This is a genomic window from Marinococcus sp. LNHM4E3-1 (assembly GCF_056034405.1).
The window spans coordinates 16,960-40,384 of sequence record NZ_JBQLID010000018.1 but is presented as its reverse complement, the minus strand read 5'-3'; the positions used below and the strand labels follow the sequence as shown (position 1 = coordinate 40,384).

The following is a 23,425-nucleotide window of genomic DNA, read 5'->3' as shown; positions in this document are numbered from 1 at the left end:
TTCATCATTTCAACTTCCTCATCGGTAAACAGCTTCTGGAGCATGAGGTAGCCGTTCTCGTCGTAAAAGTCCAGTTCCTTCTGCTGCAATGGGCCATCATAGCCGGCGCTTCCGTGGACTACCGGATCCTTCCGGTCCATGATTTCCTTATGATCGCCCTGTCTGGATGGATATTTATCGACTGCCATTGTTGCAAATACCTCCTTTATATTTTAACCAGAGGATTAAATCCCCGGTCAGTCAGACACATTCCCGGCTTAAAAAGGAATAAACATTAGAAACGGAAAATTTTAAATAATTAAATAAGAAGGAAAACTTCTAAGGCGGATATGATGCGTACTGGAAGCATATTAAAAAAATTCACTTTTTTTAAGCGGTAACATCATCTCTGGATCACTTAGTATATATTCGTATACTTTCTGATGTGCCGGGAGTTTGCGAATGAATTTCGTCCTTCTGGACAGGATCGGTGAAATATGAAGCGCTGTCTTTGCTTTTAAATTCCTCTCTTTATCTAATCGAGTGTTAAAGGCTTCGTCCGGCATTAAAAAGCAAAATGAAACTTTCCAATGAGGAAGGTTTCCGCTACAATAAAAGGGAAGAAAGCGTATGGAGGAGGCCTGGCATTGGCACTTACTTTTTACGGGTATCCCCCGTGCAGTACATGCCGCAAAGCAAAAAAGTGGCTGGAAACAGAGAATATTTCTTTTGACGAGTATCATATTGTGGAACATCCGCCTTCGAAAAAAGAATTAAAGGCATGGAAAGAAGAGGAAGGACTTGAATGGAAGCAGTTCTTTAACACCAGTGGGAAGAAGTACCGGGAAATGGACCTGAAAACACGGCTGCCGGAAGCATCTGAAGAAGAGATTCTGGAATGGCTCGCTTCTGACGGAATGCTTTTAAAAAGGCCTATTGTGACAGACGGCGAGAGTGTTACCCTCGGGTTTAAGGAACCAGTTTTTGAGGAAAAGTGGAAAGCGTAATAGTATTCATTTGAAGGAGGATGATTGTGTATGAGTGTACCAGATGAACTTTTATATTCAGAAGAACATGAATGGGTGAAAAAAGAAGACGGCCGTCTTCGCGTCGGTGTGACAGATTTTGCCCAGTCCGAGCTTGGCGATATTGTATTCGTGGAACTTCCGGAAGTAGGAGATGAACTCGAAGCCGGAGAGCCATTTGGAAGTGTAGAATCTGTTAAAACGGTCTCAGAGCTTTACGCCCCGGTTACAGGAAAGGTCGTAGAAATTAATGAAGACCTGGATGATTCTCCTGAGTTTGTCAACGAATCTCCGTATGAAAAAGCCTGGATGATTGTGGTAGAACCCTCCAATGAAAGTGAATTGGATGACCTGATGTCACCTGCCCAGTATTCGGACATGGTAAGCGACGATTAATACTGATTTACATAGGAGCTGGCCTTTTGGGAGGCAGCTCCTTTTTATAAGCAGCTGTTTTCGAGCCTTGCAGGGACAGGAACTAAAAGGTTGACGCTTACAGGCAAAGGTGCTATTATCAGTAGCATCGTCAAATATGAACGGATAATCATCGTTCACTTATCAAGAGAGGTGGAGGGGCTGGCCCTGTGAAACCCGGCAACCAGTCTGCATAAGCAGACATGGTGCCAATTCCTGCAGGCAAACGTCTGCAAGATGAGTGGAAAGGATCCTTTAAAACCTTTCTGCTCGTGTGCAGAAGGGTTTTTTCTTTATGGTCCGGTATGGAAAAGAATTATTGCCGGAATCATGACGATTTAAAACATACTAATTACATCGTTTTAATAAAGATAAAGAAAAGCGATGAAGGAGAGAGCGGTATGATCGAATTAAAAGGTTTATCCAAAGCCTTTCAGACAAAAACACAAACCGTCACCGCCGTAGACAACGTCAGCCTTTCTATTGATGAAGGAGAAATTTTCGGCATTATCGGCTACAGCGGCGCAGGCAAAAGTACGCTTGTGAGGCTGTTAAATAAGCTCGAAACCGCCACCAGCGGTGAAGTAACCATTGAAGGGGAAACCATCACTTCCCTGAAGGGACAGTCTCTGCGCAGCGCCCGCCAGGAAATTGGCATGGTGTTTCAGCATTTTAATCTGCTGTGGTCCCGGACGGTAGCAGAAAACATTGCGTTTCCGCTCGAAATTGCAAAACAGTCAAAACAGGAACGGGCGAGACGTGTGCAGGAGCTGGTGAACCTTGTCGGCCTCGAAGGCCGGGAGGACTCGTACCCTTCCCAGCTGAGCGGGGGACAGAAGCAGCGGGTCGGCATTGCAAGAGCCCTTGCAAACAATCCGAAGGTGCTGCTGTGCGATGAAGCGACCTCGGCGCTGGATCCGAAAACAACAGATTCTATTCTTGCTCTGCTCACAGACATTAATAAAAAGCTGGGGCTTACCATTGTGCTGATCACGCACGAAATGCACGTGATCCGTAAAATCTGTCACCGGGTGGCAGTAATGGAAAACGGCAAAGTCGTGGAAGAAGGGCCTGTACTTCAGGTATTCCGGAACCCGAAGGAATATATGACTAAAGAATTTGTTCGTCAGATTACGGAGCCGGAGGAAGACGCGTCGGAAATCGTATTCAATGAAGAAGAAACCGGCACAGTTGTGCAGCTGAAATTTTTGGAAAACAAGGCAGAGCAGCCGTTCATTTCCAAAGTCATCCGCCAGTTTGATGTGGACGTAAATATTATTCAGGGAAAAATTTCCCAGACGCAGCGCGGCAGCTACGGTTCCCTGTTTATCCGCATCAAAGGCAGCAGTGAAGAAATAGACAAAGCGCTGAACTACCTCCGCGAGGAAGAAATAGAAGCAGAGGTGATGGAGCGTGCTTAACACATGGATGGAAGAAATTAATTGGGAAAACATGTGGGTTGCTACGTGGGAAACCATCTATATGAGTCTGATTGCGGTAGCAGCCACATTTTTACTTGGGACAATACTCGGAGTTCTTCTGTATTTAACAGATAAAGGGAACATGTGGGAAAACAAGCCGGTGCACACAGTGACAGCAGCGATCGTTAATATTTTCCGCTCTATTCCATTTATTATCCTGATCATTCTGCTTATTCCGTTTACAACCTTCCTGCTTGGTACGATGCTGGGCCCGAGTGCAGCACTGCCGGCACTGATTATCGGCGCAGCTCCGTTTTACGCCCGCCTGGTGGAAATTGGACTTAGAGAAGTGGATAAGGGCGTTATTGAAGCCTCTCAGGCAATGGGAGCGAGCCAGTGGCAGATCATTCAAAAAGTGCTTCTGCCGGAAGCGCTGCCGTCCTTAATCTCCGGCATCACCGTGACTGGTATTACGCTGGTCAGCTATACTGCCATGGCCGGTGTTGTAGGCGGCGGAGGCCTTGGGAACCTTGCCTATCAGGAAGGGTTCCAGCGCAGCAATAATGAAGTAGTATTTGTTGCTACAGTGCTGATTCTTGTTATTGTCTTCATTCTGCAATGGATCGGCGATATTTGGACGAGACAGATAGATAAACGATAATTATTATATTAATGGGGGAATTTTTCATGAAAAAAACACTACTTGGCGTTTCACTACTTTCTACGGCAGTACTGGCAGCCTGCGGCTCTGATTCAGAGTCAGGCGGCGGTTCCGAAGAAGAAACACAGACACTTACGGTAGGGGCTACAAGCGTCCCGCACGCAGAAATTCTGGAGTTTGCCGAAGACCAGCTGTCGGAAGAAAATGTAGAGCTTGAAATCGAAACATTCAATGACTATATTGTTCCAAACGAAGCGCTTGCTTCGGAAGAAATTGATGCAAACTATTTTCAGCATATTCCTTATCTTGAAGATCAGATGGAAGAAAATGAAGAGTTTGACTTCGTTAATATGGGCGGCATTCATATCGAGCCAATCGGTGTTTATTCCCAGGAGTATGACAGCCTTGATGCCCTTCCGGACGGAGCAGAAATAATTATGAGTAACTCGGTTGCAGACCACGGCCGGATCCTGCAGATGCTTGAGCAGGAAGGCGTCCTCACGCTTGAAGAAGGCGCCGGCGTTGAAGCCACAGTGGATGATATTGCCGAAAATCCAAAAGACCTGCAGTTCCAGGCGGACATTGATGCGGCTACGCTTCCGCAGGTGTACAATAACGGCGAAGGGGATGCAGTATTCATCAATTCCAACTATGCAATTGATGCAGAGCTGAATCCTCAGGAGGATGCCATTGCGCTTGAAAGTCCGGAAGATAATCCGTATGTGAATGTGATAGCAGCCCGGGCAGAGGATGAAGACAATGAAACAATTCAGACGCTTGTAGAAGTGCTGCAGTCGGATGAAACCCAGGAATTTATTGAAGAAGAATATGACGGAGCCGTCATTCCTGCAGAGCAGGAATAGCGGTCAGACCGGACTCGTTTACTGAGTCCGGTTTTTTACATTGGGGGAAAAATAGAAGAGAATCTTCATTGAAAAAGTTTTTCCTTTTTTACTTCTCGGTGAGGTTTGGTATACTGTAAGAGTGAATGAAGAAAAGCATTGAATAGGGAGGGTCGTTCCTGCAAATGGTTTGTATAGGTGCCCTCCTTTTTGTATGAACGCTTTTATTGAGAATGAAGAGGATGTATTCTCATTTATTTCCCGTTGGTTTTTTGCCATATAGTAGCAAAAAAATGAAATATATCGGGAGAGAAAGCGAGTTTGCTTGAAGTCAGTTTACATTTGTTATAAAATAATAATTATAATAAATAGAGAAAAAACAGCGGTTTCCGCTTGATTCCAAAATATGGAGGTATGCAAAATGGCAGCGCCAAACTTGAAAATTGAGAATTTGCACGTAGAAATTGAAGGTACTGAAATCATCAAAGGTTTCGATCTGGAAATGAACGGCGGAGAAATTCACGCAATCATGGGACCAAACGGAACGGGTAAATCCACCCTTGCTTCTGCAGTGATGGGCCACCCGAAGTATGAAATCACTAAAGGTACTATCACTCTTGATGGAGAAGACGTTCTCGACATGGAGGTTGACGAGCGTGCAAGAGCAGGCCTGTTCCTCGCTATGCAGTATCCGAGCGAAGTGAGCGGTGTAACAAACTCTGACTTCATGCGTTCGGCCATTAACGCTAAACGTGGAGAAGGCAATGAAATTCAACTGATGAAATTTATCCGTCAGATGGATGAAAAAATGAACATGCTTGAAATTGACGAATCGTTTTCCCAGCGTTACTTAAACGAAGGGTTCTCCGGCGGGGAGAAAAAGCGTAACGAAATTCTTCAGCTTCTCATGATGGAGCCAAAAATCGCTATCCTGGACGAAATCGACTCCGGTCTTGATATCGACGCACTCAAAGTCGTTTCCAAAGGCGTAAATGACATGAAAAGCCCGGATTTCGGCTGCTTGATCATCACTCACTATCAGCGTCTCTTAAACTACATTACTCCGGATAAAGTACACGTGATGATGCAGGGACGCATCGTTAAATCCGGCGGCGCCGAATTAGCTCAGCGCCTTGAAAACGAAGGCTATGAGTGGATTAAGGAAGAACTCGGCATTGAAAACGAACGCGTCGGAGAACCACAGGAATAATTTTAACAGCAGGGGAGGCGAAATTATGTCTATAGATACTACTTGGAAATATGACGAGAAATACGTTGAAGATTTCTCGGATAAACAGAACGAACCAAAGTGGCTGAAGGACCAGCGGCTAAGCGCCAGCCGCTTAGCGGAAAAGCTGGAAATGCCAAAGCCGGAAAAAACGAACATTAAAACGTGGAATTTCACCGAATTCGAACACGAAGGCACTCCGAAGGAAAGTTTTTCTTCGGCTGACGAACTGCACGAACAGGTGCAGGGCCTTATCGATAAAAACGCTGCGCAGCAGAATCTCCTTGTGCAAAGAGATGGCCAGACGGTTCTGTATGAAGCAAGCGCTACGCTTGAAGAACAGGGCGTAATTTTCACAGACATCGCAACAGCGGCGATCGAGCACGGCGACCTGCTTGAGCGTTATTTCATGGGCAACGCGGTACAGGTGGATGAGCACCGTTTTACAGCGCTTAACGTAGCGCTCATGAACGGAGGTACATTCATCTACGTTCCGAAAAACGTAAAAGTTGAAGCTCCGCTTCAAACAATCTACTGGCTCGAACAGGCTGATATGGGACTGTTCAACCACGTGGTTATTGTAGCCGAAGCGAACAGCGAAGTGACGTACCTTGAAAACTACGTTTCCTATGATACAGAGACGCCTTCCGTTGTTAATGCGATCGCAGAGGTTTATGCAGAAGAAGGCGCGAACGTTTCCTTTGGCGGCGTGGACCACTTAGAGAAAGCGACTACGGTTTATACCAACCGCCGCGGCTACGCCCTCAAAGATGCAAGCATCGACTGGGCACTCGGCCAGATGAACGAGGGTAACACAGTATCGGACAATACGACTGCACTTGTAGGCGATGGTTCGACCTCTGACAAAAAATCTGTAGCTATCGGACGCGGAGAGCAGAGCCAGAACTTCTGGGCCCATATTATCCAGTTTGGTAAAAACACAGACGGCCAGATTTTGACGCACGGCGTTATGAAAGACAAAGCTTCTGCTATCTTCAACGGTGTTAACAAAATTGAACACGGAGCGACAAAAGCCAACGGGGAACAGACCGAGCGTGTGCTTATGCTCAGCGAACGTGCCCGTGGCGACGCGAACCCGATTCTTCTTATTGATGAGGACGACGTTACGGCCGGTCACGCAGCTTCTGTAGGCCGTGTTGATCCGGTTCAGCTTTACTATATGATGAGCCGCGGTATTCCGCAGACAGAAGCAGAGCGCCTGATTATTCACGGCTTCCTTGCTCCAGTAGTAGACGCACTGCCAATTCAAGCTGTGAAAGATCGCCTGACGGAGGTTATCGAAAGGAAAGTGTACTAATGGATGTAAAAGCCATTCGTGAACAGTTTCCTATACTGCAGCAGGAAGTAAACGGAAGTCCGCTTGTCTATCTTGACTCGGCGGCTACTTCCCAAAAGCCGCTGCAGGTAATTGAAGCGGTCAGTGATTACTACCGCCGTTATAATTCAAACGTTCACCGGGGCGTGCATACGCTTGGAAGCATGGCGACGGATGAGTACGAAGGGGCGCGGGAAAAAGTCCGCTCCTTCATCAATGCCCCTTCCTCGCAGCAGATCATTTTTAACCGCGGTACGACCGTCGGCATCAACACGGTAGCTTCGAGCTACGGAGATGCTCATCTGCAGGAAGGCGATGAAATCGTCCTTACAGAAAAAGAACATCATTCCAATATTATTCCGTGGCAGCAGGCAGCAAAACGTAACGGAGCCCGTCTCCGGTACGTGGAGCTAGAAGCAGACGGAACGGTGACGGCAGAAAATGTACGCAGGGCCGTTTCCGAAAAAACAAAAATTGTGGCGGTCAGTCATGTGTCAAACGTACTTGGCACGGTGGACCCTATTAAAGATATCGCTGCTATCGCCCATGAACACGGAGCGGTCATCGTCGTGGACGGGGCGCAGAGCGTACCGCATATGGCAGTGGACGTGCAGGATCTGGATGTGGACTTTTACGCCTTTTCCGGCCACAAAATGGGCGGTCCAACCGGTATAGGGGTACTCTATGGCAGAAAATCTCTCCTGGAAAATATGGAGCCGGTGGAATTTGGCGGTGAAATGATTGACTTTGTAGGGCTGTATGATTCAACATGGAAGGAAACCCCGTGGAAGTTTGAAGGGGGCACACCGATCATTGCTGGTGCTATTGGTTTAGGAGCAGCAATTGATTTCCTGAAACAGATAGGCCTGGATAACATTGCTGCTCATGAGAAAGAGCTCGGCCAATACGCGCTGAAGCAGTTATCGGCGGTGGATGGACTGGATATATACGGACCGAAGGAACGCACCGGTATTGTGACATTCAATGTGCAGGATGTGCATCCGCATGATGTTGCCACCGTGCTCGATGCGGAAGGCATTGCGGTACGCGCCGGCCATCACTGTGCCCAGCCGTTAATGAAGTGGCTTGATGTAGCTTCTACCGCCCGTGCCAGTTTTTATCTTTATAACTCCACAGAAGATATTGATGCTTTGGCAGAGGGGTTAATAAGAGTAAAGGAGTATTTCGGTGATGTCTTCGCATAATTTAGATACACTTTACCGCCAGGTCATCATGGATCACTATAAAAATCCAAGAAACAAAGGTGACCTGGAGGAAGAAACACTTCATGTCAACATGAACAATCCAACTTGCGGCGACCGCATTCAGCTTCAGCTGAAAGTGGAAGAGGAAAAAATCGCCGATGCAAGGTTTGTCGGGGAAGGCTGCTCGATCAGCTTGTCCTCCGCTTCGATGATGACAGAGGCTGTCAAAGGCCATACTGTCGAAGAAGCACTGGATATGGCGCAGATGTTTTCGCAGTTAATGCAGGGCGAAGAAATCGATGATACGAAATACGACCTTGGCGATATCGAAGCTCTGCAGGGCGTAACGAAGTTTCCTGCCCGTATTAAATGCGCAACACTTGCGTGGAAAGCCATGGAAAAAGGGTTAGTGGAAGAAGAAAACCGTTCATAATACAGCAACGCGCTTGAAACGCAGCGGGGATGACAATATTTATTCCCGACTCTAAGGAGGTATTTTCATATGGCAAAACAAATGCCGGAAATTGGTGAAGACTATCAGTATGGTTTTCATGACAAAGACGTTTCCATTTTCCGTTCTGGTAAAGGCCTCACAGACGAAATTGTAAAAGAAATTTCTAAAATTAAAGAAGAGCCGCAGTGGATGCTCGACTTCCGTCTGAAATCCCTCGAGATCTTCTATAAAAAACCAATGCCGCAATGGGGCGGCGATCTCTCCGGACTGGACTTTGACGCTATTACGTATTACGTAAAACCGTCTGAGCGTTCTGAAAAATCATGGGACGAAGTGCCGGAAGAAATCAAAAACACGTTCGACAAGCTTGGTATTCCGGAAGCGGAGCAAAAGTATCTGGCAGGGGTTTCTGCACAGTACGAATCCGAAGTTGTATATCACAACATGGAAAAAGAGCTTGAAGATCAGGGTATCGTGTTTAAAGACACAGATACAGCAGTGAAGGAAAACGAAGAATTGTTCCGTGAGCACTTCGGGAAAGTTATCCCTCCGTCTGACAACAAATTCTCGGCGCTTAACTCCGCAGTATGGTCCGGCGGTTCCTTTATCTACGTACCAAAAGGTGCAAAAGTAGAAACGCCGCTTCAGGCTTATTTCCGGATTAATTCGGAAAACATGGGACAGTTTGAGCGTACGCTGATCATTGCAGACGAAGGCAGCTCCGTGCACTATGTGGAAGGTTGTACCGCACCAGTTTACTCCACGGATTCCCTGCACAGTGCCGTTGTTGAAATCATCGTGAAAAAGGATGCGTACTGCCGTTATACAACGATCCAAAACTGGGCGCCAAACGTTTACAACCTCGTAACAAAACGGGCAGTTGCCGACGAAGGTGCGACCATGGAATGGGTTGACGGTAACATCGGCTCCAAATTGACGATGAAATATCCATCGATTATTATGCGCGGCGAAGGTGCGAAAGGCACCGTTCTTTCCATCGCTATCGCCGGACGCGGTCAGCACCAGGATGCAGGCGCAAAAGTAATGCACCTGGCTCCAAACTGTTCCTCCACGATCGTTTCGAAATCCATTTCGAAGCAGGGCGGAAAAGTAACGTACCGCGGTATTGCGAACTTTGGACGCAAGTCCGACGGTTCCAAATCGAAAATCGAATGTGATACGTTGATTATGGATAACGAATCCACTTCGGATACGATTCCATACAACGAAATTTATAACAACAACATTGCTCTTGAACACGAAGCAACGGTATCTAAGGTATCGGAAGAGCAGCTCTTCTATCTGATGAGCCGTGGCGTTGGTGAACAGGAAGCAACTGAAATGATCGTTATGGGCTTCATTGAGCCGTTTACAAAAGAACTGCCAATGGAATATGCTGTAGAAATGAACCGTTTGATCAGCTTTGAAATGGAAGGCTCGATCGGTTAATTTCCCGGCCCTGTACGAAAACGGAAACTGTCCTTTAAAGAGCTTTTACTGCTCTGAAAAGGGCAGTTTTTTTGTTTTATTTTAAAGAAGAACGTGAAAAGAAAAGGGAGGTGAATAAATGATGATATATGTTGGTTTAACCGGCTGGGGGGACCATGATTCCCTTTATCCAAAAGGACTGAAGCAGACTGACAAGCTGAAAGAATACAGTAAATATTTCCCCACGGTAGAAGTGGATTCTTCCTTCTACGCTATACAGCCAAAGAAAAATATTGATAAATGGCTCCGGGAGACGCCGGAATCGTTTCAATTTATTATGAAGGCCTATCAGGAAATGACCGGACACCAGCGCGGCCCGAGTAAATATGAATCAAAAAAGGAAATGTTTGAGCAGTACGCCCTATCGGTACGCCCGATGAAGGAAGCAGGCAAGCTGGCGATGGTGCTGTGCCAGTTTCCACCCTGGTTTGAATGCAACCGGGAAAATGTGGACTACCTCCGTTACTTGAGAGACCAGCTGCATGAATTCCCCTGCGCCCTTGAGTTCCGCCATGAATCCTGGTTCCATCCGACCTTCCGGGAAAAAACGCTCGAATTCATGAAAAATGAAGACTGGATCCATTCCGTAGTAGATGAGCCACAGATCGAAGGCGGATCGGTGCCGATTGTGGAGGAGGCCACCACGTCTTCCAAAACCTTAATTCGTCTGCACGGCCGTGACAAGAACGCGTGGCTGAAGCCGGCACGGGGACAGGAGTGGCGCAAGGTGCGCTACCGTTATAACTATTCCGATGCAGAGCTTCAGGAATGGCGGGAACGGGCAGAAAGGCTGCAGAAAGAAAGCAGCGATGTTTATATGATTTTTAATAATAATTCCGAGCGCCATGCAGCCCCGAACGCGCGCCGGCTGCTCGAGCTTTCCGGTATAGAGTACGAAGGGCTTACTCCAAAACAAACTTCGCTCTTTAATGACGAGCCCCGTGATTCGTAGTAAGATAAAAGAAGATGAAATGCACTCGTTCTGCACCTCAGCATGTGGAGACGAGCACAAAGGCGGTGAGACCTGTTGTCCTCCAGTTTTTCTGTTTACCTGTACCATACTAACGATATTCACAGCGATTTGGATCAATGGACACGCACAGCAGCATATTTAAAAGAACGGGAAAAATACCGGCAGGACCGGGGGGAGTCAGTCCTTCTTCTGGATCTCGGGGACCACACTGACCGGGTGCACGCCGTCACAGAAGCTACACGGGGAAAAGGAAACGTGGAGCTGATGAACGAAGCCGGCATTCAGTATGCAGCGGTTGGAAACAATGAAGGCATCACGTTTGCAAAAGAAGAGCTGAATCATATGTACGATGACGCCGGGTTTCAGGTGCTTCTGGCGAACTTGTTTGATACCGATGGCCGCCGTCCCAGCTGGGCGGAGCCATATAGTATCCATACGACAAAAGAAGGGGTACGGATTGGCCTGCTCGGGGTAACCGTTCCTTTTTATCCGTTTTATGAAGGGCTGGACTGGAAAATTACAGACCCGGAGCACGTGATAGAAACATTTCTGCCCGAGCTCCGGGAACAGTCTGACGTAATGATTTTAATGTCGCACCTGGGCTATCCAAAGGATTTGGAGCTCGCTTCCTCCTATGATTTTAATGTTATTCTGGGAGCGCACACCCACCACCTGCTTGAAGAGCCGGAATGGGTGGACAATACATTAATTACACAGTGCGGCAAGTTTGGCACGCACGCAGGGGAGCTCGAGCTCCTGTTTGAAGGGGATACTCAGCGCCTCTCCGGCATCGTGGGCAAAACGGTGGATATGCGCAGGCTAAAGCCTTCCCCAATGACTGAAAGGCTTCTGGGAGCGCTCGAGGACGAAGCAGATAAAGACATGAATGAAATAGTGACAGAAATTGCAGAGCCATTATCTGTGTCATGGACTCAGGAGTCTCCATTTGCCTCGCTGCTTGCCGATGGGCTGCGGGAATGGTGTAAAACGGAGATATCTATGCTGAATTCAGGACTGCTGCTTCATTCGCTGCCGGCAGGACCGGTGACGAAAAAAGATATTCACCGCCTGTGTCCTCACCCGATTAACCCATGCGTAGTGGCAGTAAAAGGGCATGTGCTTGAAGAGGTAGTGAAAAAAGCTTTTACGGAGGAAATGATCCGTCTGCCGCTGAAAGGCTTTGGCTTCCGCGGGGAGATGCTTGGCCACATGGTATTCAGTGGCATGCAGATTGAAGCGGACTACGAATATGGAGAGTGGACGGTGCAGAGTATCCGTATCGGACACGAATTGCTTAATCACGAAGAAACGTATGAGCTGGCCACGCTTGATATGTTCACACTCGGGCCGTTGTACACCGGCTTGTCCAACGCAGAGTCGAAACAATACTATATGCCGGAAATGATGCGGGACATTCTGACCGACGTGCTGGTAAAGCAGTATACGGCCGGATCCTGATGAACCGCCTGCAGATGGAAAGCCTTCAGCCTGTTGTTAAGCTTGAAGGTGCTTCTGTCATGCGGTAATTGAAGTAAAAACATAGGGAGGCACAAACGTGAAACAATACTTAGATCTCTGTCGGCATGTACTTGAAAATGGCGGAAAGAAGAATGACAGAACCGGCACTGGAACAATCAGCACCTTTGGATGGCAGATGCGCTTTGACCTGCAGCAGGGTTTCCCGGTGATCACTACAAAAAAGCTGCACCTGCGTTCCATTATTCATGAACTGCTTTGGTTTTTACAGGGAGAAACGAACATTGCCTACCTGAAAGAAAATAAAGTGAAAATCTGGGATGCCTGGGCAGACGAAGAAGGCAATTTAGGGCCGATTTACGGCAAGCAGTGGCGGTCATGGGAGGGATCTGGAGGAAAAACAGTGGACCAGATTTCTGACGTGGTGGAAGCGATCAAAACAAATCCAGACTCAAGGAGACTGATCGTCAGCGCCTGGAACGCAGCAGAGATTGAAGATATGGCGCTTGCGCCTTGCCACTGCCTGTTCCAGTTCTACGTCCAGGACGGCAGGCTGTCATGCCAGCTCTACCAGCGGAGTGCAGATATTTTTCTCGGCGTGCCGTTTAACATTGCTTCGTATGCTCTTTTGACGCAAATGATCGCGCACGTATGTGACCTTGAGCCCGGAGAGTTTATTCATACATTTGGGGATGCTCATATTTATAACAACCACGTGGAACAAATCAAAACTCAGCTTGAGCGCGAGCCGCGAAGCCTTCCGGAAATGAAAATCACGCGGAAGGTGGATTCCATTTTCGATTTTACTATTGATGATTTTTCCCTCGAAGGGTACGACCCGCATCCCCATATTAAAGGAGAGGTGTCTGTATGATCGCATTTGTAGCTGCAGTCGCAAACAACCGGGTGATCGGATATAAAAATGACCTCCCCTGGCATCTTCCTGCTGACTTGAAGCATTTTCAGCAGGTAACAAAGCACGGAACTGTTATTATGGGCAGGAAAACGTTTGAATCGATGAACGGGCCGCTCCCGTCACGCACCAATATCGTTATTACGGGCAACGCGGACTGGTCGCACGAAGGTGCTCAGGTGGTGAACGATATTGAAGAAATCCGCCGGCTTGCCGGAGAAGAAAAGCTTTACTATGTTATCGGAGGCAGCGGCGTTTTTACAGAGCTGCTGCCGGATGCCTCCTACATGTATCTAACCCATATTGACGCCGATGTTCCGGGAGATACGTACTTTCCGGAATGGAACGAATCAGAATGGGAGATTGTTGAACAGGAAGAAGGGCCCGTGGATGAGAAAAACAAGCATCCACACCGTTACGTAACCTATAAGCGAAAAAATAATTAATGTAGTATTTAAAAGTCCTGCTGCAACTTTCTGGTTGTAGCAGGATAATTTTATTTATCTAAATTAAAAACAAAAGCAGCAAATAAAAGAACGCTTCCAAAAAACTTTTCCGTTATGTACTTTGACAAGGCAAAGAAAGATAAATATAATGAATTATCAGACAAAAGTTGTGCATCGGCAGATGTCCACATAGTCATGTAACAGATAAAAAGGAGGAAGCTTCATGGCTGCAAGAGAACAATGGGGAACACGTGCGGGTTTTATTATGGCAGCAGTCGGATCTGCGATCGGGCTCGGAAACATCTGGCGCTTTCCGGCGACGGCATTTGAAAACGGCGGCGGCGCGTTTTTTGTCCCATATTTATTTGCGCTGCTGACAGCAGGTATTCCACTTTTGATCATGGAATTTACCATGGGTCATAAATACCGGAGCGCAGCACCAAGAACTTATTCAAAAATGAACAAAAATGTGGAGTGGATCGGCTGGTGGGCCGTGGCGGTAGCATTTGTTATTTCTACATATTATCCTGTTATCATCGCCTGGTCGCTCTCCTATACGATTTTTTCTTTCAATTTAAGCTGGGGGGCAGACACCGAAGCGTTTTTGTTTAACGACTATCTGCAGCTGGCAGATCCCGGGCAGTTCGGCGGTATGACGATCGGAGTACTTATTCCGTTAATCATCGTCTGGGCGATCGCGCTCGGCATATTATTTAAAGGGGTGCAGCGAGGTATTGAACTGGCGAACCGGATTTTTATTCCGACGCTGGTCGTTATCTTCCTTATCATTTGCATCCGCGCGGTTACTCTTCCGGGCGCAGCAGAGGGGCTTCAGGCTTTCTTTGAACCGGATTTCGGGGCGCTCACCCAGGGAGGCGTCTGGGTAGCTGCATACGGGCAGATTTTCTTTAGTTTATCAATCGCTTTTGCGATTATGATTACCTATTCCAGTTATCTGCCGAAAAAATCGGACATTACAAACAATGCCTTTATTACGGGCTTTAGTAACTCCAGCTTTGAGCTGCTGGCTGGGATTGGCGTCTTTTCAGCTCTCGGGTTTATGGCCCAACAGCTGGATGTGGGAGTAGAAGAAGTAGTAGCCGGCGGTGTTGGACTTGCCTTTGTTGTCTTTCCGCAGATCATCAGTGAATTTCCGGCGCTCAGCGGCCTGTTTGGTGTTCTTTTCTTCCTGTCGCTCGCCCTGGCCGGGTTGTCATCACTGATTTCTATCGCTGAAACGTACATTAAAGGACTGCAGGAAAAATTCGGCTGGACGCGCGGGAAAGCAGTCGGTATCGGCGGCGGTGCAGCGGCACTGTGTTCTCTGATATTTGCTACCCGTGGCGGTCTGAACTTCCTTGATGCGGCCGATTACTTTATCAACCAATTCGGTGTGGCCCTCCTCGGGCTGGTGGAAGTAGTATTGATTGCCTGGGTGCTCCGCAAGCTGCCGGAATTTCAACAGCACGCCAACGCCATTTCTGATATCCGTCTTGGCGGCTGGTGGAAGGTATGTCTTGGTGTGATCACGCCAATTGTGCTTGGTTATATGATGATTGATTTATTCCTGCAAAACATTTTAAAGCAGTTTGATACCGAAAATGGAAATTACGCCGGGTATACAGACGGATTTATTTTCGCCAGCGGTTGGGCTGTGGCCCTGGCTGCTTTAGCGGCAGGTGTTATTATGTCCCTCATACGCTGGAAAGGCTTATCCAAAGAGGAGGCTGAGTAAATTGACAGCCGGAGCAATTATAACAATGGTCGTAGGAATGGTTATTATATGGGGCGGTCTTGTAGCAAGTCTTTTAAACGCAAAAAAAGCCTCGAAACAAAAATAAAATGAAGCAGCCCGGGAGGAAGCATCCGGGCTGCTTTTTTTCCGCCTGCTGAGGGATTTGCAGGTGGTGAAGAAGGACGTCTATGAATTGTCTGAACCTGTGGAACGTGTTAAAGTATAAAGGAAAACAGTAAAAACTGGCCAGTCTAATCAAACATATACTACAGATAGAGTACAAACAGGCTTTTTATTATTCATAACTGGGAGTGAGAGCATCATGGCAAAAACGGAAGAATACGTTCGCAAGCCGGAATGGCTGAAAATAAAACTAAACACCAATGAGTCCTACAAAGGACTGAAAAAAATGATGCGTGAAAAAAATCTTCACACGGTATGTGAAGAAGCCAGATGCCCGAACATCCACGAATGCTGGGCAGTCAGAAAAACGGCTACATTCATGATTCTCGGTGATACCTGTACGCGCGGCTGCCGTTTCTGCGCCGTTAAAACCGGTCTTCCAAACGAACTGGACTGGGGCGAGCCTGAACGTGTTGCGGATTCCGTCGAACAAATGGGTTTGAAGCACGTCGTTATTACAGCGGTGGCAAGAGATGACCTTAAGGACGGAGGCTCGGAAGTATTTGCCGAAACCATCCGTGCGGTCCGCCGGAAAAACCCGGGCACGACAATCGAAGTGCTCCCATCAGACATGTCCGGTACTCCGGAAAACCTGGATATTTTAATGGAAGCAAGACCGAATATCCTGAACCACAATATTGAAACAGTGGAACGGTTAACGCCGAGGGTGCGCGCCCGTGCAAAATATCGTCGTTCCCTGGATTTCCTTCAGTATTCTAAAGAGCTTCATCCGGACATTCCAACCAAATCGAGCCTGATGGTCGGCCTCGGGGAAACAAAAGAGGAAATCATTCAGGCTATGGATGACCTGCGGGCACACGACGTGGATATTATGACAATCGGGCAGTATCTGCAGCCGACGAAGAAGCATTTAAAAGTACAAAGATATTATACGCCGGAGGAATTTGCAGAGCTGAAAGAAATTGCAATGACAAAAGGATTCAGCCACTGTGAATCCGGGCCGCTTGTCCGTTCTTCCTACCATGCTGACGAGCAGGTAAACGAAGCACAGGTACAGATGGAAGCAAGCAAGTATCAATAAATGAGAGACCGCACCCTGGAAAAACCAGTTCCTCTTTTCGGATGCTGGTTTTTCTTTTGGAAGGGCCAGGCTCAGCAAAGGAGGGGAGCTCATTGATTCAGGTTCAGGGACAGCGTTATGAATTGCTCGAAAATTTTCGGGATGGCTGGAGTGAGGAAGCGTTTAAAGAGCGTTACAGTGAAGTACTGAACAAGTATGATTATGTCGTCGGGGACTGGGGGCATGAGCAGCTCCGCATGCGCGGCTTCTTTGAAAACGACCGTAAAAAAGTCCCCCACGATTTTAAAATCGGTACCCTTGAAGATTACTTGCTGGAGTACTGTAATTTTGGCTGTGCCTATTTTGTATTAAAAAAGGTTCGCCAGGAGCAAAAGGAAGAAACACAGGAAGAAGCAGAAGAATCAGTAACGTAAAAACCCCCGCGACGGGGGTTTTTGTTTATTATTCTTCAGCGAGAAGGTGGGGTTTGTAGTCAAGGTGATGCTGGGCTTTAATGTAGCGGACAGTACGGGTTTTGGCCCGCATGACGATAGAATCTGTTTCGGCAAGATCCCCTCCAAGAAAACGAACCCCGTCCAGCAGTTCACCGCTCGAAACACCGGTGGCCGCAAAGATAGCATCGTCTCCCTTAACGAGGTCAGACAGCTGAAGCACCTTGCTCGTATCCGTAATTCCCATAACTCTGCAGCGCTTTTTTTCTTCGGCGTCTGAGGGTACAAGGCGGGCCTGCATGTCTCCGCCGAGTGCTTTAATAGCGGCAGCTGAGATGACGCCTTCCGGAGCTCCGCCGGTACCAAGGAATAAATCAATCCCGGTGCGCGGAAGCGCAGCTGCGATGGAAGCTCCTACATCCCCGTCACCAAAAAGTTTTACCCGGGCGCCTTTGGCCCGGACGCGGTCGATGAGCAGCTGATGACGATCGCGGTCCTGGATAATAACCGTGACGTCCCGGACCCGTTTGTTGCTTGTTTTAGCAATTGTATCGATGGTAGTCTCGATCGGATCGTCCAGGCGGACATGCCCTGCAGCCTTCGGTCCGACCGCGATTTTTTCCATATACATGTCCGGTGCATGAAGAAGTGTGCCCCGGTCCCCGATGGCAATGACAGCGACAGCATTGGCCCGGCCACTCGCAACGATATTTGTTCCTTCGAGCGGGTCAACAGCAATATCAACCTCAGGGCCTTCTCTGTCTCCCACTTCTTCTCCAATATAGAGCATAGGTGCTTCGTCGAGCTCCCCTTCACCGATGACGACCGTTCCGCGGCAGTGCACAGAGTCAAACATGGACCTCATCGAAGTCGTAGCAGCATCATCCGCTTCTATTTTTCTCCCACGTCCAAGCCACTGAGCAGAAGAAACAGCGGCAGCCTCTGTAACACGTACAATTTCAAGCGCCAGTTCTCTATCCATAAATAGATTTCATCCTTTCCTTTAAGAAGATGCATATGTAAAACTTGCAAAATGCTTAACTATCTTACCATATTTATGTGTCGTCTTCAGCGTTGGTTTTATCTGCAGAGGCGGTTAGATATGCTACCATAGAGAAGGAGAAAAGGAGGCAGAGTAATGTATTTTGTAGACCGAAAACAAATTGAGGACCGTCTGCAGTATATGGAGCAGCTTGGGCGTATATATAAGCAGATCCGGGAGGAAAGAACAGCAGGCACGCAGCTCGCGCTCGAAAGACTCGCGCACGGGTGGATCGAGGCGCTGATAGATGTCGGCAATCAGATGATTGATGGTTTTATTATGAGGGATCCGGGCAGCTATGAAGATATCCTCGATATCCTTGAGGACGAAAGGGTACTCGAATCTGAAGTGATTAGCCGGCTGAAACCGCTGGTAGCATTCCGGAAAAAACTTGTGCAGGAATTTACTGCTATTGAATCCGCCGAAATCAGGCAGGTGCTCGAGGAAGCGGAGCCTGCTGTAGAGAAGGTGAGCCCGTCGGTAAGGAATTATCTCGAGGAGGAGCTCGGACCGGTATCTGCCTTCCTGCCCGAGGAGAAGGATACAAAGGAATAAAGGAGGCGGACGGCCATGAAAAAGTATAAAGCATATTTAATTGATCTGGACGGGACGGTGTACCGGGGCAGCGAACCGATCCCGGAAGCTGTACGGTTTGTGAATCAGCTTCATGATAAAGGTATCCCGCATTTATATATGACCAACAACTCCACCTCAGCCCCCGAAACGGTTGCTGAACGATTGGCAGGCATGGGAGTGAAGTGCGTAGCAGACCAGGTGATGACAACATCACTTGCGACAGCCAGATACTTATATGAGCAGGCACCCTCTGCCAGGGTGTATGTAGTTGGAGAGCAGGGACTTCAGGAAGCGCTGGAGAATTACGGCTTTCATCTTACGGAAACCAACCCGGATGCCGTCGTAATGGGACTTGACCGCAGCATTACATACGATAAACTGAGCAGGGCAACGGTAGCGGTACGGAGCGGTGCTATGTTCATTTCGACAAATGAAGATGCCGCTGTTCCCACCGAGCAGGGCTTTCATCCTGGCAACGGGGCGCTCACTTCAGTCGTTACGACCGCTGCGCAGAAAGAACCGGTGTTTATCGGCAAGCCACAGCCTATTATGGTGGACATGGCGATGCAGGCGCTCGGACTGGCCAAAGAAGAAGTGGCGTTAATCGGGGACAATTATGATACCGATATTCTCGCCGGGATCCGGGCAGGAATAGATACAATTCATGTGAACACGGGAGTTACCAGCAGGGAGGCGGCAGCTGGCAAAGAAATTCCTCCTGCCTACCAGGTGGAAACACTGGCAGAGTGGGCTGATTATCTATAGCTTTTTTTGCTGTAATGGTTGCGAGTTGAAAATAATATCGTTATAATGTCCTTTATAGAAAGACATTTGTTTACCTAAAATAAACATTATATAAATAAAGAATGTAATAAAGGTTTTAGAGGGAGTTAGGAGTGTAGCAGGAATGGAAAAAATTGCCGTAGGTATGCTTGGATTTGGAACGGTTGGAGCCGGTGTGGCTCAGCTGCTTGAAGAGCATAAACAAGAGCTTCAGCACCAGGTGGGTGCTGATGTGTTTTTAAAAAAAGCCCTGGTACGTGATTTGGAAAAACCGAGGACTGGTCAGGTGAGTTTGCGGGAAGACCAGCTGACGCTGGAGGCAGATGACGTGCTCGGCGACCCTGAGATCCACACGGTTGTTGAAGTGATGGGGAGTGTGGACCAGGCAAGAAAGTATATTACCCAGGCATTGCAGCAGGGCAAAAGCGTTGTTACTGCGAATAAAGACTTGATGGCCCTCCACGGGGCAGAGCTGTTAAAAATCGCAGCAGACAATCACTGTGATTTGTTTTATGAAGCGAGCGTAGCCGGAGGAATTCCGGTACTGCGGGGCCTTACGGAAGGGCTTGCCTCCGACCGGATCACAAAAATGATGGGCATCGTGAACGGAACGACCAACTATGTGCTGACGAAAATGAGCCAGGACGACCGTCCTTACCAGGAAGTCCTGCTTGAAGCGCAGGAGCTCGGATTTGCAGAAAGCGATCCTACCGCAGATGTTGAAGGTCTTGATGCTGCCAGAAAAGTAGCTATTCTGGCGAACCTCGGCTTTTCCATGAACGTGGAGCTTTCAGACGTTACCGTTGAAGGCATTACGTCCATTACAACAGATGATCTCGCCTACTGCCGGCAGATGGGCTATACGTTAAAGCTGATCGGCCTGGCTGAACGGAAAAATGGGAAGGTGGAGCTTGCAGTGCAGCCAATGATGCTGCCAAATGACCACCCGCTTTCATCGGTGCAGAACGAATACAACGCTGTGTATATTTACGGTGAAGCGGTAGGAGAAACAATGTTTTACGGCCCGGGAGCCGGAGCGCTTCCAACTGCGACAGCAGTAGTTTCGGATCTTGTCACTTCTGTACGCAATATGCGTCTCGGCGTCAGCGGCCATCATGTCGGTGAACCGTTGAATGAAAAGCATATTAAGCCGGATAATGAAGTATTTTCGAAATACTTTCTCCGCCTGCACGTGAAAGACGCCACCGGCACCTTCGCAGCTCTCACCTCGATTTTCGCTGAAGAGGATGTAAGCTTTGAACGTCTCGTTCAATGGCCGGTAGAAGGTATGGTGAACACCGCAGAAATTGTCATTATTACGCATACAACATCACTCGATGTATACAAACGGCTTCAAACGGCGTTAAACAGTCTTGGTGTTGTAATAGATATTAAAAGCAGCTACCGTGTAGAGGGAGGAAGCTAAATGAGTGCTTGGCAGGGACTTTTAAAGCAGTATAAAGATTTTTTACCAGTAACGGAAAATACGCCGGCGCTTTCCCTGAATGAAGGTAATACCCCGTTAATACCACTTGAACGACTGTCGGAAGAGTGGGGCGTGAACATTCACGTGAAGACAGAAGGCACCAATCCGACGGGCTCGTTTAAAGACCGGGGAATGGTGATGGCGGTAGCGAAAGCGAAGGAAGAGGGAAGTAAAGCTATTATCTGTGCTTCTACAGGAAACACCTCTGCCGCGGCGGCTGCTTATGGTACGAGAGCAGGCCTCCGCACGATCGTTGTCATTCCGGAAGGGAAAATTGCGCTCGGGAAGCTGGCCCAGGCCGTTATGTACGGAGCCGAAGTGTTTGAAATCCAGGGCAACTTCGATAACGCGCTCGAAATCGTCCGGAGTATCAGTGAAAAAGAGCCAATCACTCTCGTGAACTCTGTGAACCCTTATCGTATTGAAGGCCAGAAAACTGCTGCGTATGAAGTTTGTGAAGCGCTCGGAAAAGCACCGGATGCCCTCTGTATCCCGGTAGGCAATGCCGGAAACATCACGGCTTACTGGAAAGGGTTTAAAGAGTACCATGAGCAGCACCAGACCGGCCTGCCAAACATGCTTGGCTTTGAAGCAGAAGGGGCAGCTGCCATTGTACGCGGCGAAGTCGTCAAAGATCCGGAAACGATCGCTACGGCTATACGTATTGGTAATCCGGCAAGCTGGGATAAAGCTATCCGGGTGACAGAAGAATCAGACGGCCGAATTGATATGGTAACAGACGATGAGATTGTTGAAGCTTATCAGCTGCTTGCCAGAACAGAAGGCGTTTTTGCAGAGCCGGCTTCCTGTGCTTCTCTGGCGGGACTTAAAAAACAGATCGATAGCGGAAAAATCAAAAAAGGTTCTTCGGTTGTCTGCGTCCTTACCGGAAACGGACTAAAAGACCCGAGTACAGCGATTGATAAAGTGACGGTGAAACCAACGGTTATTCCAAATAATGAAGAAGCATTTATGGAGCATATCAAGGGAGGAGTCGTTCGTGGCTGATAAAAGATTGTCGATCACTGTGCCGGCCAGTTCAGCGAATTTAGGACCAGGGTTTGATTCTGTAGGGTTAGCAGTCAACCGCTATCTTACGCTTTACATCGACCGGGCGGAGGAGTGGGAATTTTTCTCGAAATCGTCCGAGCTCAGCAGCCTGCCAAACAAAGAAAATAATCTTGTTTATCAGGCGGCAACAGCTTACGCCGCTGAATACGATGTGGAACTGTCCCCCTGCCGCGTGGAAATGGTAAGTGATATCCCGCTCGCAAGAGGACTCGGGAGCAGTGCTTCGGCAATTATTGCCGGTATCGAACTGGCAGACGAAATGGCCGGACTGCACCGGTCGAAGGAAGAAAAGATGCAGTTTGCAAGCGGTTGGGAAGGACATCCTGACAACGTTGGCCCATCGCTGTATGGCGGCCTGATCGTCGGTGCCTACGGAGAGGAAAAAACACACGTGATGCACTGCGGTGTACCGGATGTGGACCTTGTCCTTGCCATCCCGGACAGTGAACTTCTGACTAAAAAAGCGAGAGGAGCGCTTCCTTCTGAACTTCCTTACGCCACAGCTATTCACGGAAGCGCAGTAAGTAACGTGCTGGTGGCAGCTATTTTAAAAGAAGATTGGAAAATGGCCGGTGAAATGATGGTCCGGGACGTCTTTCACCATCCGTACCGCGCAGATATGGTGCCTGGTCTGGAGGAAATGCTCAGCGGCATTCGCCAGTACGGGGCCTACGGAGCAGCATTAAGCGGCGCTGGCCCGACTATTCTCTGCTTCGTTCCGAGTGGCAGAGGGGAAGAAGTGAAACAGGCGATCCAGGAAGACTATCCAGACTTTCGGGTCGAAACAGCCAAGCCGGCTCCCTTTGGTTCAAGCATACACTATGTTAATCAGCCGGCCGGGGTATCAAGCTCGGTTTGAAATGGAAATGAAAGCATATAAAAAAGCTCAGGGCGTTAAATGCCCTGAGCTTTTTGCGGTTACAGTCTATTAAAATACCTGCTCGAGTTCTTTAACTCCCGGCACTTCTTCTAAAAGAGCGCGTTCGATACCGGCTTTCAGTGTAATTGTAGAGGAAGGGCATGAGCCGCATGCTCCCATTAGGCGGACCATAACGATGCCGTCTTCAATATCTACAAGTTCTACGTCGCCTCCATCGCGAAGCAGGAAGGGACGGAGCTTTTCAAGAACCTCCTGAACCTGTGCATGCATATCTTCTGTCGTTTGTGGCATGTTGATCTCTCCTTTCAATACTTTTATTATAAACCGTAGGGCTG

The 23,425-nt window shown here is 48.2% G+C and carries 25 protein-coding genes, 1 pseudogene and 1 riboswitch; of the genes and pseudogenes, 23 read left to right on the top strand and 3 right to left on the bottom strand.

The window, feature by feature from the left end:
- Positions 1 to 188 (bottom strand): annotated as a pseudogene (locus tag ACTRXI_RS14975) (ectoine hydroxylase); the annotation flags it as partial.
- Positions 189 to 626: 438 nt separating this feature from the next.
- Here ACTRXI_RS14975 and ACTRXI_RS14970 point away from each other — a divergent pair.
- The 18 genes from ACTRXI_RS14970 to ACTRXI_RS14885 all read left to right on the top strand — a co-directional run bounded on the left by ACTRXI_RS14970 (position 627) and on the right by ACTRXI_RS14885 (position 17,234).
- Positions 627 to 986, top strand: a complete 360-nt coding sequence (locus tag ACTRXI_RS14970) for an arsenate reductase family protein (RefSeq protein WP_474263808.1) — start codon at positions 627 to 629, stop codon at positions 984 to 986.
- A 30-nt stretch (positions 987 to 1,016) separates the two neighbouring features.
- Positions 1,017 to 1,400, top strand: coding sequence for a glycine cleavage system protein GcvH (gcvH, locus tag ACTRXI_RS14965; RefSeq protein ID WP_079475537.1), 384 nt, complete (start codon positions 1,017 to 1,019; stop codon positions 1,398 to 1,400).
- Between the two features lie 156 nt (positions 1,401 to 1,556).
- Positions 1,557 to 1,662: riboswitch (SAM riboswitch) on the top strand.
- A 157-nt stretch (positions 1,663 to 1,819) separates the two neighbouring features.
- On the top strand, positions 1,820 to 2,839 hold the full coding sequence (locus ACTRXI_RS14960) for a methionine ABC transporter ATP-binding protein (RefSeq protein WP_474263806.1): 1,020 nt from the start codon (positions 1,820 to 1,822) through the stop codon (positions 2,837 to 2,839).
- Between the two features lie 7 nt (positions 2,840 to 2,846).
- The gene (locus ACTRXI_RS14955) at positions 2,847 to 3,500 is read left to right on the top strand and encodes a methionine ABC transporter permease (RefSeq protein ID WP_474263817.1); all 654 of its coding nucleotides are present in this window, start codon (positions 2,847 to 2,849) and stop codon (positions 3,498 to 3,500) included.
- 26 nt (positions 3,501 to 3,526) lie between these two features.
- Positions 3,527 to 4,363: a MetQ/NlpA family ABC transporter substrate-binding protein gene (locus tag ACTRXI_RS14950; protein WP_474263804.1), complete on the top strand. Its 837-nt coding sequence runs from the start codon at positions 3,527 to 3,529 to the stop codon at positions 4,361 to 4,363.
- 400 nt (positions 4,364 to 4,763) lie between these two features.
- A complete protein-coding gene (gene sufC, locus ACTRXI_RS14945) occupies positions 4,764 to 5,552 on the top strand; it encodes a Fe-S cluster assembly ATPase SufC (protein WP_474263802.1) in 789 nt (262 codons plus the stop codon).
- Between the two features lie 25 nt (positions 5,553 to 5,577).
- Positions 5,578 to 6,888 (top strand): Fe-S cluster assembly protein SufD, encoded by a 1,311-nt coding sequence (gene sufD, locus ACTRXI_RS14940; RefSeq protein ID WP_474263800.1) that lies wholly within the window; start codon positions 5,578 to 5,580, stop codon positions 6,886 to 6,888.
- Complete coding sequence (locus ACTRXI_RS14935) at positions 6,888 to 8,111, top strand: cysteine desulfurase (RefSeq protein WP_474263798.1); 1,224 nt, start codon at positions 6,888 to 6,890, stop codon at positions 8,109 to 8,111. Before sufD ends, ACTRXI_RS14935 begins: the two co-directional genes overlap by 1 nt.
- Positions 8,098 to 8,544, top strand: coding sequence for a Fe-S cluster assembly sulfur transfer protein SufU (gene sufU, locus ACTRXI_RS14930; protein ID WP_091616365.1), 447 nt, complete (start codon positions 8,098 to 8,100; stop codon positions 8,542 to 8,544). Before ACTRXI_RS14935 ends, sufU begins: the two co-directional genes overlap by 14 nt.
- A gap of 69 nt (positions 8,545 to 8,613) precedes the next feature.
- Positions 8,614 to 10,014, top strand: coding sequence for a Fe-S cluster assembly protein SufB (gene sufB, locus ACTRXI_RS14925; RefSeq protein ID WP_298785231.1), 1,401 nt, complete (start codon positions 8,614 to 8,616; stop codon positions 10,012 to 10,014).
- Positions 10,015 to 10,135: 121 nt separating this feature from the next.
- Entirely contained in the window at positions 10,136 to 11,005 is an 870-nt protein-coding gene (locus ACTRXI_RS14920; RefSeq protein WP_474263815.1) for a DUF72 domain-containing protein, read from the top strand.
- A gap of 75 nt (positions 11,006 to 11,080) precedes the next feature.
- Positions 11,081 to 12,484, top strand: a complete 1,404-nt coding sequence (locus ACTRXI_RS14915; protein WP_474263795.1) for a bifunctional metallophosphatase/5'-nucleotidase — start codon at positions 11,081 to 11,083, stop codon at positions 12,482 to 12,484.
- Between the two features lie 97 nt (positions 12,485 to 12,581).
- On the top strand, positions 12,582 to 13,376 hold the full coding sequence (locus tag ACTRXI_RS14910) for a thymidylate synthase (RefSeq protein ID WP_474263793.1): 795 nt from the start codon (positions 12,582 to 12,584) through the stop codon (positions 13,374 to 13,376).
- Entirely contained in the window at positions 13,373 to 13,861 is a 489-nt protein-coding gene (locus ACTRXI_RS14905; RefSeq protein ID WP_474263791.1) for a dihydrofolate reductase, read from the top strand. The genes ACTRXI_RS14910 and ACTRXI_RS14905 overlap by 4 nt, the downstream gene beginning before the upstream one ends.
- A 223-nt stretch (positions 13,862 to 14,084) precedes the next feature.
- Positions 14,085 to 15,596 (top strand): sodium-dependent transporter, encoded by a 1,512-nt coding sequence (locus tag ACTRXI_RS14900; protein WP_474263788.1) that lies wholly within the window; start codon positions 14,085 to 14,087, stop codon positions 15,594 to 15,596.
- A 1-nt stretch (position 15,597) separates the two neighbouring features.
- A complete protein-coding gene (locus tag ACTRXI_RS14895; protein WP_022793941.1) occupies positions 15,598 to 15,702 on the top strand; it encodes a methionine/alanine import family NSS transporter small subunit in 105 nt (34 codons plus the stop codon).
- Positions 15,703 to 15,897: 195 nt separating this feature from the next.
- On the top strand, positions 15,898 to 16,821 hold the full coding sequence (lipA, locus tag ACTRXI_RS14890; RefSeq protein ID WP_298785395.1) for a lipoyl synthase: 924 nt from the start codon (positions 15,898 to 15,900) through the stop codon (positions 16,819 to 16,821).
- 41 nt (positions 16,822 to 16,862) lie between these two features.
- A complete protein-coding gene (locus ACTRXI_RS14885) occupies positions 16,863 to 17,234 on the top strand; it encodes a YutD family protein (protein ID WP_474263785.1) in 372 nt (123 codons plus the stop codon).
- Positions 17,235 to 17,262: 28 nt separating this feature from the next.
- Here the strand turns inward: ACTRXI_RS14885 and glpX are convergent, their stop codons facing one another.
- Positions 17,263 to 18,234 carry a class II fructose-bisphosphatase gene (gene glpX, locus ACTRXI_RS14880; RefSeq protein ID WP_474263783.1) on the bottom strand — a complete coding sequence of 324 codons (972 nt, stop codon included), beginning with the start codon at positions 18,232 to 18,234 and terminating at the stop codon, positions 17,263 to 17,265.
- A gap of 156 nt (positions 18,235 to 18,390) precedes the next feature.
- On the opposite strand from glpX, the gene ACTRXI_RS14875 reads away from it, so the two are divergent.
- The 5 genes from ACTRXI_RS14875 to thrB all read left to right on the top strand — a co-directional run bounded on the left by ACTRXI_RS14875 (position 18,391) and on the right by thrB (position 23,069).
- Positions 18,391 to 18,849 (top strand): DUF86 domain-containing protein, encoded by a 459-nt coding sequence (locus ACTRXI_RS14875; RefSeq protein ID WP_474263780.1) that lies wholly within the window; start codon positions 18,391 to 18,393, stop codon positions 18,847 to 18,849.
- Between the two features lie 15 nt (positions 18,850 to 18,864).
- Positions 18,865 to 19,635 (top strand): TIGR01457 family HAD-type hydrolase, encoded by a 771-nt coding sequence (locus tag ACTRXI_RS14870; RefSeq protein WP_474263778.1) that lies wholly within the window; start codon positions 18,865 to 18,867, stop codon positions 19,633 to 19,635.
- Between the two features lie 142 nt (positions 19,636 to 19,777).
- Complete coding sequence (locus tag ACTRXI_RS14865) at positions 19,778 to 21,079, top strand: homoserine dehydrogenase (RefSeq protein WP_474263776.1); 1,302 nt, start codon at positions 19,778 to 19,780, stop codon at positions 21,077 to 21,079.
- Positions 21,080 to 22,147 carry a threonine synthase gene (gene thrC, locus ACTRXI_RS14860; protein ID WP_474263774.1) on the top strand — a complete coding sequence of 356 codons (1,068 nt, stop codon included), beginning with the start codon at positions 21,080 to 21,082 and terminating at the stop codon, positions 22,145 to 22,147. It abuts the gene before it with no gap.
- On the top strand, positions 22,140 to 23,069 hold the full coding sequence (gene thrB, locus ACTRXI_RS14855; protein ID WP_474263772.1) for a homoserine kinase: 930 nt from the start codon (positions 22,140 to 22,142) through the stop codon (positions 23,067 to 23,069). The genes thrC and thrB overlap by 8 nt, the downstream gene beginning before the upstream one ends.
- Before the next feature lie 69 nt (positions 23,070 to 23,138).
- On the opposite strand, the gene ACTRXI_RS14850 is transcribed toward thrB, so the two are convergent.
- Positions 23,139 to 23,381 (bottom strand): NifU family protein, encoded by a 243-nt coding sequence (locus tag ACTRXI_RS14850; RefSeq protein ID WP_022793950.1) that lies wholly within the window; start codon positions 23,379 to 23,381, stop codon positions 23,139 to 23,141.
- Positions 23,382 to 23,425: the final 44 nt, after the last annotated feature.